The organism is Candidatus Magnetaquicoccus inordinatus, from assembly GCF_004217665.1.
In the GTDB taxonomy this organism is placed as follows: domain Bacteria; phylum Pseudomonadota; class Magnetococcia; order Magnetococcales; family Magnetaquicoccaceae; genus Magnetaquicoccus; species Magnetaquicoccus inordinatus.
In genome coordinates this window covers 1-10,636 of the sequence record NZ_RXIU01000121.1, presented here as the reverse complement: position 1 = coordinate 10,636, position 10,636 = coordinate 1, and the positions used below count along the sequence as shown (strand labels likewise).

The 10,636-nt window shown below is 50.8% G+C and carries 6 protein-coding genes and 3 pseudogenes; 2 read left to right on the top strand and 7 right to left on the bottom strand.

Translation table 11 applies throughout. The features are described 5' to 3' along the window. The 7 genes and pseudogenes from EJP87_RS09915 to EJP87_RS09890 all read right to left on the bottom strand — a co-directional run. A partial coding sequence (locus EJP87_RS09915) for a phosphoenolpyruvate carboxykinase (ATP) (RefSeq protein ID WP_130471711.1) occupies positions 1-1,186 on the bottom strand: 1,186 nt, incomplete at its 3' end. Between the two features lie 200 nt (positions 1,187-1,386). Further along, positions 1,387-2,022: pseudogene (locus EJP87_RS09910) on the bottom strand (protein-L-isoaspartate(D-aspartate) O-methyltransferase); the annotation flags it as partial. A 127-nt stretch (positions 2,023-2,149) separates the two neighbouring features. Continuing rightward, positions 2,150-2,437: an integration host factor subunit alpha gene (locus tag EJP87_RS09905; RefSeq protein ID WP_130471710.1), complete on the bottom strand. Its 288-nt coding sequence runs from the start codon at positions 2,435-2,437 to the stop codon at positions 2,150-2,152. 253 nt (positions 2,438-2,690) lie between these two features. Then, positions 2,691-3,470, bottom strand: a pseudogene (locus EJP87_RS19010) (methyl-accepting chemotaxis protein); the annotation flags it as partial. Positions 3,471-4,184: 714 nt separating this feature from the next. Further along, positions 4,185-5,180, bottom strand: a pseudogene (locus EJP87_RS19005) (PDC sensor domain-containing protein); the annotation flags it as partial. Positions 5,181-5,580: 400 nt separating this feature from the next. Next, on the bottom strand, positions 5,581-7,653 hold the full coding sequence (locus tag EJP87_RS09895; protein WP_193771279.1) for an ATP-binding protein: 2,073 nt from the start codon (positions 7,651-7,653) through the stop codon (positions 5,581-5,583). Further along, entirely contained in the window at positions 7,646-8,113 is a 468-nt protein-coding gene (locus EJP87_RS09890) for a Crp/Fnr family transcriptional regulator (RefSeq protein WP_130471707.1), read from the bottom strand. The genes EJP87_RS09895 and EJP87_RS09890 overlap by 8 nt, the downstream gene beginning before the upstream one ends. Positions 8,114-8,363: 250 nt before the next feature. Here EJP87_RS09890 and EJP87_RS09885 point away from each other — a divergent pair, with 250 nt between their 5' ends. Both EJP87_RS09885 and tolB read left to right on the top strand, forming a co-directional pair. Continuing rightward, the gene (locus tag EJP87_RS09885; protein ID WP_130471706.1) at positions 8,364-9,599 is read left to right on the top strand and encodes a type I glyceraldehyde-3-phosphate dehydrogenase; all 1,236 of its coding nucleotides are present in this window, start codon (positions 8,364-8,366) and stop codon (positions 9,597-9,599) included. A gap of 10 nt (positions 9,600-9,609) precedes the next feature. Continuing rightward, positions 9,610-10,636: Tol-Pal system beta propeller repeat protein TolB (tolB, locus tag EJP87_RS09880; protein WP_193771278.1), on the top strand; the 1,027-nt coding region annotated here is incomplete at its 3' end.

The window sequence follows — 10,636 nt, the reverse complement described above, 5'->3', positions numbered from 1 at the left end:
GTGTGGTTAAACCCACTTCGGTACCAGCCAGTTTTGCCGTATATCCCGAAAGAAAATGATACATTGCCTGTTCGTTGCTGAGTTGGGCAACCGGTGGCAACACGCCAAAAGCATCGGCAGCCAATAAAATGACATGCTTGGGATGTTCCCCCATGCTGTTGGCCTGAATGTTGGTCAAAGAGGTGAGAGGATAGGCAGCACGGGTGTTTTCCGTAAACTGGCTGTCATACAAATCAACCCGCCTACTGACCGGATCCATCACCACATTTTCCAAAACTGTCCCAAAGCGACGTGTACATCCCCAAATCTCCGGTTCCGCATGTGCCGACAGATTGATCACTTTGGCATAACAACCACCCTCAAAATTAAAAATGCCCTGATCCGACCAGCCATGCTCATCATCACCAATCATGCGTCGTTCTGGATCGGTCGATAAGGTGGTTTTGCCAGTCCCGGAGAGACCAAAAAAGATGGCACAATCATTATCCACCCCGATATTGGCACTGCAGTGCATCGGCAATACCCCGCGTTGGGGCATCAAATAGTTCATCACTGTAAAGATCGATTTTTTGATCTCACCGGCATAACCCGTCCCACCAATCAATATCTCTCGGCGTCCAGGATGAAAGATGATGAATACTTCCGAACGGGTACCATCCTCTTGCGGATGCGCTTTGAAACCAGGAACAACGATCACCGTATAATCCGGTTCCTGAATCATCTCATTGAAAGTGCGTGGATGAATAAACAGATTGCGGGCAAACATCGCCTGCCACGCCCATTGGGTGATCACCCGTACACGCTGTTGAAAACGGGGGTCGGCTCCGGCGCGGCACTCTTGAATAAACAGATCTCGCTCTTGCAGGAAGGCCATGACCCGGCGCCGCAGCCGTTCATAATTTTCTGGACTAAAAGGACGATTGGTTTTGCCCCAGGCAACCTGCTCGCGGCTGGATGGCTCTTCGACAATATATTTATCGTTGGCAGAGCGACCGGTATAGATGCCTGTGCCCACCACAACAGCACCCCCTACAGCCAGCCGCCCCTCTTTGCGCTGAATCACCTGTTCGACCAATTCTGGTGTCGAATAGTCCAGATGGATATGCCCGGCATTGACCAAACCCTGTTCGGCCAAAGCCTGGCGAATGGTCTCCGAACGTCGTTCCCGCAGTGCGGTCGCAATCATTCTCTTTCTCCCTGATCAATCAAACGCAAAGAGTAGGCAATCCAGGAGAGTGCTCTTCTGGATTCATCCCTGTCATGCTACTAAATCGGTTCGCGCGGATAATTCCGCTCGGACCTCTCCACTCCCCCTCTTTCCGGTTTCCACCAGGGTGTACTATTGGTTTTTGCCACAACAGGACGAACCGGCTTGCTCTGTTCGCGCCATCCCTGTGCTCCTACCAATGGTACAAAACGACAATTTTCTAAAACTTCTCGTTGCAATGTCTCGGCGTTGAGCTTGACGATTCGCAACAACTGTTGCTTGTGTTCATCGCCCTCGGGAATCAACAATGAGCCGCCGATGGTCAACTGTTTGGTCAAATTTTCTGGTACGATAGGTGTGCCGGCAGCCACCAGAATACGGTCAAATTGCCGCAACTCTGGCCAGCCAAGAGTCCCATCCCCAATCCGGTAGCTGACATTGTGAAATCCCAGGCGGCGCAAACGTTGACGTGCCAACTCTGCCAATCCCGGTATGCGCTCAATGGTAAACACACGTCGGCTCAAGGCAGCCAAGACAGCGGTTTGATAGCCTGAACCCGTACCAATCTCCAATATCTCTTCATCACCCGTCAACAAGAGAGCCTCAGTCATGCGGGCTACCGTATAGGGTTGCGACAAGGTTTGTCCCTTGCCTATGGGCAAAGTGGCTTGTGTATAGGCCAAACCGGCCAGTGCCTCATCGACAAAAAGATGTCGCGGCAACTGACCCATTATCCGCAACACGCGCGGATCATGGATCTGTCGCTGCAGCAACTGTTCCTGCACCATGTTTTTTCTGGCGCGCTGATAATCCAATCCTGTTTCGGCAGGCATGAGCATCCATCCATTTTGACAAACAGATTACAACTCTTCGATCCCATGTTGCGGAATCGCTCTTTATGCCGACCTGCAAACCGCGCCACTCATTCTGATTCAAACAGCACTAATCGGTTTGCCCATCCCGTACCCGCTCACGCAGGATTTGGCTGGGTTTGAAGGTCAACACCTTGCGTGCAGTGATTTCAATCTCTTCACCGGTTTTTGGGTTGCGGCCACGGCGCGGCACCTTATTGCGAATATTAAAGTTGCCGAAGCGGGAAATTTTTACGGACTCTCCGCCCTCCAGTTTGGCACGGATGGCTTCAAACACCGTGTCCACGATAATGGCCGCCTCCTTTTTGGCAACACCGATCTCCCGATAAACGGCTTCGACGATGTCTGCTTTAGTCATTGATTGCTCCATACCATTTAACTCACCTTTTGGTAATGGTGAGCCCTCCCCTTTTGCCCGGAATGTGAAAGTCACTATAATATTAACTGCCTGCTTGTTTAGATAGCCGATTCCGTCTTGGGTGTCAATGTGATGAATAGAGCAGAAGGTTTGTTTTGATTGCTTTTTTGCGATTCATCAGCAAAAAAATTCCTTCTTTTACCAGACGAAAATATTTTACGCAATATTTGCGCCAAAACACGAGTCGCTATCGTTAATAATGAAATTTATCTAACAATAGACGCATCTCAGCGCCAATGTGTGATACCTGTTGCGCACGCTGTCGCACTGTATCACTGACCTCCTGTACATCGACAATAGAGGTGTGCATCTCCTCCATCGCGCGGACAATCTCTTGGGAAGATTGAAAGGCAGCATTGACGTTATTGCCAATAGTAACCGATCCTTCCGAAATTCCTGCTATGCTGTTGGCCATTCCGGAGATCTCGTTGGATGCCTCTGCCACATGGTGCGCAACTTCGGTAATTCCCTTGGAAATGTGCGTCATGGCCTGCGCAACCTGATCCATATTTTGTGCCGATTCACCCACGCGATGGGTGACCGCATCGGTCTCTTCGGAGGAGAGACGCATCACCTGTGTGATCTCTTCAATAGAACTGCTCTGCTCATCCACAGAGCCCAATATGCTGTCATTGGAGTGATTGATGTGTGCCAAACCGGCGGTCATGCTGTGAAAAGCAGCAACCACATCATCGGTCTTCAGGCGAATTTGCTCAACCCATTGGGCAATCATCTGCGTGGCATTGGCAGTCTGTTGCGCCAATGCTTTGACTTCATTGGAAACCACTGCAAATCCCTTGCCCATCTCGCCAGCTCGTGATGCCTCAATGGCTGCATTCAAGGCCAACATGCTGGTTTGCCCGGCTATGCGATTGATTACATGCACCACATTGCCTATCTCTTTGGCCGCACTATCCAATTTTTCCATCGCCACCGAGTTGCCGCTTGCCTGGGCACTGACCCGTTTTGACTCCTGACTGGCCGATTCACAACGGGCCCGCACCGCATGCAGGGCATTGTTCATCTGCTCAATGGCCTGTGCCATACTGGTCACATTGTTGCTGGTACGTTGTGCCGCTTCCTTGACATGCGCCATATTGCTATTGGCATCGGCTCCCACCAACACCAGACGCCGCAAACGATCACTGCTCTCTTCTGCTGTTGTGGCAATGGTATTCATGTTCAGGTTCATCAAATCAACCGAGTGAAATACTCCACGGATCGATTGATTCATCTCCTGCATTTCCGAAGAGATGGCATTCATATTGCCACTCATTTGTGTGGTACTGCTGGCAATGCGATTGGCCCCGGTGCGCATCTTTTCTGACTCATCCGCCATGTTGCTCGCCACCCCAGAGAGCTCGTTGGCCGATTGATTCAGTTGTGCTGTCTGTCCAGAGAGCACCTCCACCATCTCCCGCAACTCCTCTTTCATGCGGATAAATCGGTCGGTCAACTCTTGAAATTCAACAAACAGGGTTTTGACAGGAGACGAAGGGCGCAAATCCAACTCACTGATACGACGTGCCTCGCTGAGCAGATAGGAAAAGGACTGCATAATGCTCTGGCCAATACGCATGCCAATCAACAGCACCACAAGCAAACTGATTGCGGAAATCAGCAAGGTACGCCACAACGTTTTATTGGCCTCAGCCAAAAAATCCTGTTCAGGAACAACCACCCCAATGGTCCAATGCAAAGCCGGTTCCAGGGTTATCGGGGCATAATAGGCGAAATAGCGCTCTCCATTATCATGAAAAGTAAAATATTTTTCCGTAATGGGTGATCGTATTCCCTCTCCCTCATGGTCAGCCGCTGCACCAAGCGCTTGCCGGTAAGAGGCGACTATCACCGGATCCGCCACCTGAATCATCCGATTTAATTGCAGCGTTCCATCTGTCGCTTTACGTATCACCGCTGCAAAGTCACTCAAAGCGACCGTCTCACCCTGGTTGTTGAAGATAAACACCCGACCATGCGGACTGATCTCCAAATGTGCCAAAAATTCCGAAATATCCTTCAGGGTAATATCAATTCCCGCCACCCCTAACATCTGACCAGCCTGTTTGACCGGCATGGAGACGGTAATACCAACCTGTGACAGATGTTGACCCTTGAAGACATCCAGCCAAGTATAAACATTGGTCCAATAGAGATTATCCACATTCAAGGCGCCCGAATACCAGGGGCGCAAACGGGGATCATAATTAAAATCATATACCGTTTCCTGCTTGAGCAAAGCGCCATTTTCTGTGTGGCCATACCAACGGGTCTCCAGATAGGGGGCAAGCAGAGCAGCAATCTGCTCTGGAGAGTTCAAGCGGGCAGCCTCTCGTAATGCCGCACGACTGGCGGCTGAATCATCCAGCCGATGCACTTCACGGGTACGAATTGTCCCATCCCGTTCACGCTTGTTGAGCCAATGATTACCCTGTCGATCACCAAAATAGACCAGGCTGAACTGTGGATAGAGTGCCAATTGACGCCAGGTCAATTGGTTGAAACGGTGTAAAAATTGACTTTCGCTTTCCAAAGCCAACAGATGGGCATTCAACTGCACAATGGCCGCTGCAGGAGATAAAAAACCCACAATCTTTTCTACCGTGCGTCGCCCAATATGGTTCAAAGTGGCGTGGGCCGCCTCTTCTGCAGAGCGCGATGAGGAGTGATAATGCAACGTCATGCTGAGCAGGGAGATCAATCCCACCAAGCCAAAAAATGCCGCCGGCAAAAAGCGCTTCAAACGAAGCATATGCCACCTCCTCTCAAACACCATTTCATCAACATAATGTGGCAAGCAGAAGAGGGGTTGTCTTCTGCCAGAATCTTCTTTCTGGGAGCTGTTGTGGTTCAGTTCCCACACTTTTTTAGGAGCAACGGAGGGGTGCAACATTTACAAAATTGGAGTTGCACTCTTTACAGCTTTGCTATTTGCAAGATTTATTGAGAGCTTCTCAACAGTTTTTGGTCATGGGCGACCAGAGCTTGTGCTTCAATCTACTCTGTGACCATGCGGCGGCGTTGCGGATTGGTGGGCGCCGTACCTGGCCGCGTGCTGCTGGTCACAATGTATTCACAAGCTTTCAGGTCGCACGATCATCAGCGTACTGCTGGAGATAGCATAAAAACAATGGTTGAATACGACAAGGCACTGAGAAACGGGCTTGCGGACGACTGGAATGGTGAGTTTCCAGATGCACCCCGAAAGCACCAAAGGTATCCAGAAGATCATGTACCAATAGACCCAATGGCCAATGGATCACCACACGCTCTTCCGAGGCACGCAGCTCCTCTGCCGAAAGATCCATGTCGGCCAGCAGTTGACGAATATGACTGGTGGTTGGCTTGAGATGACCCAGGCGGGAGGCAAACAGATAGGGTAGATCCAGTTTGGTCAATCCTTCGGGCAAGGCCAACTCGCGGTTGGCGATTGATTGCAAAAGTTGCCGGGTTTGTTGCTCTTGTTTGTGGCGCCGCGCCATTTGTTCACGGTGATAAAAAGCGCGTTCGGAAAATTGAACGGTCTGCGCCATCGCCTCTTGTACCACCGGTTGGTCAGAGGTACTGGCCCCGCGGATAAAAAGCGGATGGCGTAACAGAGCCAAAACAAAAGCCTGATTGGTTTGCAAACCATGCACCTGCAAGGTTTCCACAGCAGAAATCAGACGCCGACGGGCAGCATCCCGATCGACACCCCGTGCCACAATTTGAATCACCATCGAGTCATACTGTTTGTTGGGCATCCGTCCTGTTTGCCGATCATCACCGCCATCCAAACGATGGTCCATATAGACGGTAACATCCCGACCAGCAGGCAACTCCAACACATGAATCGGCTGCCCGGCTTCGGGAACGGTGACAATATCCACACCCATGGTTTTTTTGAAGGCTTCCCGTTCGGAGGCGGATAAAAAGCGCTCAAAGCAGATGCGCGCCTCCATGGTATGTCCCCCGCGCGCGTTGGCCTCCGCATCCAATTCCACTTGTGACTTGAGCCGCTTGCCTTCGGCAATATCAAACTGGGTTTGGATAAACTGAATGCCTCCCTGATGACCTGAAACCGGATGTTCCACCTGAATGCGGGTATTGACCTCCAAAAAATAAAAACGCTTTTCCAAAGGCAGATACATCATTTCAAAGGTGGCCAGACCTTCATAGGGATGGCCCAGCTTTTCCGCCCCTTTTTGAAAAAATGCTGTAATATTTTCCCGCAGAAACTGCACCTGTTCGGCAGTGATGCCAATGGCGATCTCTTCAATAATCTTTTGTTTGCCCCGTTGCAGAGTGCAATCGCGCATCGGACCAAAACGAATGCTCCCCTCTTTGTCGATCATCACCTGCATTTCGATATGGCGATTGGAGACCACAAATTCGTTGATGATGAACGAGGGATGGCGCGCAGCAAACTGCTCAAACAGATTCAAAAACTCCTCTTCAGGTACAGAGGCATCCACCTCCAATTGACCTTTGCCGCCTCCGCCAAAACAATCCTTGAATAAAAAGCGTTGCACAGTGGTCTGATAGCGTCGGAAAAAGGTCCGTGCCTCACTGCGGGTTTTTACATCACCGGAACTGATTGGCAGGGGAATCGCTGTCTCCTGACAAAAACGATTGGCCTCCATTTTATTGCCCAACAATTCGATCCAGGCAGGGGAGGGGGCGAGAATCTTAAAATATCGGCTGGCGGCAGCATTCCATTCGGGATCTTCCGAGTTGAAACCATATCCAGGGTGAATCGCTACTGTTTTGGGATCAATATTCATGGATTCGATCATCTCCCGCACCCGGCGGATGACCTGAATATCTTCCCGCTCTTCACCCTTGTTACGGCTATCCTTATAGGTCAAAACCGGCAGAACAATGTCACCATTATCATTGTCCAGCAGATGATCAAAATAGGGTAGATCCTCTTGTTCCCATAAGACAAATACCCGTTTTCCCGCCTTGTGTGCCTCCTGGATCACCATCGAGGCGATGATACCGCGATTGGCAATGATGACATATTCATAGCGATCCGGTGTATCGCAACGGCACTCCGGTTTGGTCAATTCGTTGCTGCAGGCCGACAATAAAGGTGGCTCTTCCACCGCTGTCTGCTCAAAACTCTCCAGCAATTTCAGAAAAAAACGGGCACCTTTTGCAAGAAGATCACTCATCGCCGTGTACTTGTCCTTTGCCATCACGCTTGCTGTCAACCAGGGTGACGTTGGTGCGGTCCAAGTGGCCGATCAAGATATTGATCAGTTCATCTTTGAATTGCAGTTGAATGGCAAATTCCAACTCCTCCATGGCTTTGCGATCAATGGCAAAACAGATGCTGTCCTCCAGAGCCGTAACGGTGGTGGTACGGATGCGGTTGGTCAAAAAGGCGATTTCACCAATAACCGATCCCGCCGGCAAAGTAGCCAATATCTCTCCCGGAACCCCCGATTTGCTGACCATGACCGCTCCCTTGACCACAATATACAAAGTGTTGTCAAAGCTTCCTTCACGAATCAACACATCACCTTTTTTGAAAGGAACAAAAAAGGAGGCCGATTCCGCCAACATGCGTTTATGTTCCGTGGTAAAGTTGGCAAAAAATGGTATTTTTTCAAGCAATTTTAAAAAAAGCATGGAACCTTCCCCACTTGAAAATCCTCAGCAAACTGCTCTTGCACTCCTCTTCTCAGCGAACTCTAGCCCGGCATGGGCAAAAAAGCAAGATAATCCCCATACCGCTTCCTGTCTCGGCTTTCGCTCTCCTGGCGATTTTTTATTTCTGTGGGTTGCGTGACGAGGGATTTCTGACATACAATAAATAATTTCACGTAACTCATGGAGTGTGGGTTGCGCGCGTTCCATCGTCAACAACAATGAGGCGTTCATGAAACTGGGCATCAATGGCATGGGCCGGATAGGTAAGCTCTCTTTATGGTACCACCTGGCAAACAAAACGTTTGATGAAATTGTCATCAATGTGGGCCGTCCGGTTGGCAAAAGCTTGGCAGATCTGGCTCACGTAGTCGAGCATGACAGCACATACGGACGATTAACACAGTTTCTGCACGGTTATCACGGGCAGAGAGTGATCGAAGAGCTGGATGAAAACAGCGGACGCATGGTTATCAATGGCATACCGGTTCATTTTTTGCGCCATCAACGCAACCCCCGTGATATTGGTTGGCGTCAACATGGGGTGCGTCTGGTAGTCGATTGTACAGGGGTATTTGTTGATCCAACCGCATCGGCTGATGCAGGAAATGGTGCTTTGCGCGGCCATCTGGATGCCGGTGCCGAAAAGGTGTTGCTCTCCGCCCCCTTCAAAATCAAAAGCAGCGGCATTGCCATGCCCGATGATGCCACTACCGTGGTCATGGGGGTCAACGATGAGATGTATATTCCGGGACAGCATACCTTGATTTCGGCTGCCTCCTGCACCACCACCTGCCTGGCCTTCATGATGAAGCCCATTCTGGACCATTTTGGTGCCGACCGTATCCTATCCGCATCCATGGTGACTGTGCATGCTTCAACCAGCAGTCAAGTGGTTCTGGATGCCCTGCCCAGCGCCAATGCCTCAGATCTGCGTAAAAATCGTAGTGTCCTCAATAACCTGATTTTGACCACCACCGGTGCCGCCAAAGCCTTGCGGCTGGTATTGCCGGAGATGGCTGAAATTGGCATGATGGCCGAATCGGTGCGTGTGCCTACCGCTACCGGTTCGCTGATTATCCTGACCTTGAATATGCAATCAGAAAGCCGGGATAACCCCATCAATCGCACTGATATCAATCGGGTCTATCAAGAGGCAGCAGAGGGTTCCTGTGCCGGCTATTTGGTATACAGTGCTGCGCAAAATGTCTCTGCTGATATGATTGGTTTTCCCATGGCCGCCGCTGTTATCGAAGGCGCAGAGACCCATACCCGCACCGCCTATACCCGTGTCAATCTGGATCGCGTGCCTCATTTGACTCCAGAGATGCGCGATATGATTCCCTCGCATACCCTGGAGGTGCCAGTCACCCAGGCCGTCACCTATGGCTGGTATGACAATGAGTTGGGTAGCTATACCAATTTGTTGGGCAAATTGACTCTCCATGTTGCTGAAAAGCTTCTGTGAGGTAACGACCATGTTTTTTATCCGTTGCGTTCAGGCTGTTTGTCACTTTGCCATCCACAGGCAAGGAGTGCTGTTGCTGTTGCTGCTGCTGTTTGCCAGCAGCTCTGCCCTGGCCGGTGGTATTCGCATTGATATCACCAAAGGAGGATTGACACCACTGCCGATTGCCATCCCCTCTTTTGTCAATCTGGCAGGCGATGGTCAGGTGAGTGGCGGAGGTACCATGGGCAGTCAGGTAGCCGAAGTGGTTACCGCTGATTTGGAACGCTCCGGCCTGTTTCGCCCCATCAGCAAAGGTGCCTTTTTGCAGATGCCGGATCATCTCTGGAAAAATGGCCCACAATTTCGGGAGTGGCGGGTCATCAATGCCGAAGCTCTGGTCTCCGGAGCCGCACGCCAGGAAGGGGATCAGGTAGTCGTTGACTTTTTCCTTTATGATGTGTTCCAAGGCAATCTGATTGGCAAAGGGAAACGTTTTTCCGCCGCATCACGCAACTGGCGTCATGTGGCGCACCGGGTGGCCGATGAGATCTATACCCGTTTGACCGGTGAATCGGGCTATTTTACCTCGCGCATCTCTTTTGTCTCGCACAGGGGAAACAGCAAACAGATCAGTATAATGGATCAAGATGGCGCCAACCGCGTCGATTTGACTCAGGGCAAAGATCTGGTGCTGACCCCACGCTTTTCTCCCGATGGCGACAGTCTTTTCTATATCACCTATGAAAGTGGCGCACCACGCATTGCCCGCCTCAGTCTGTTGGGTGGAGGATCCTCGGTTTTGAGCGATTATCCTGGTCTGAACAGCGCTCCCTCCTGGTCCCCGGATGGCCGACGCATGGCCTTTACCCTGAGCATGGATGGCAACCCAGAGATCTATGTTCGTGATCTGCACGGTTCACACCCGATCCGTTTGACCGATAACCAGGCCATCGATACCTCACCCTCCTGGTCGCCGGATGGACAAAAAATTGTTTTCAACTCCGATCGGGCCGGTACACCACAATTATATATCATGGATTCCAAAGGTGGAGATG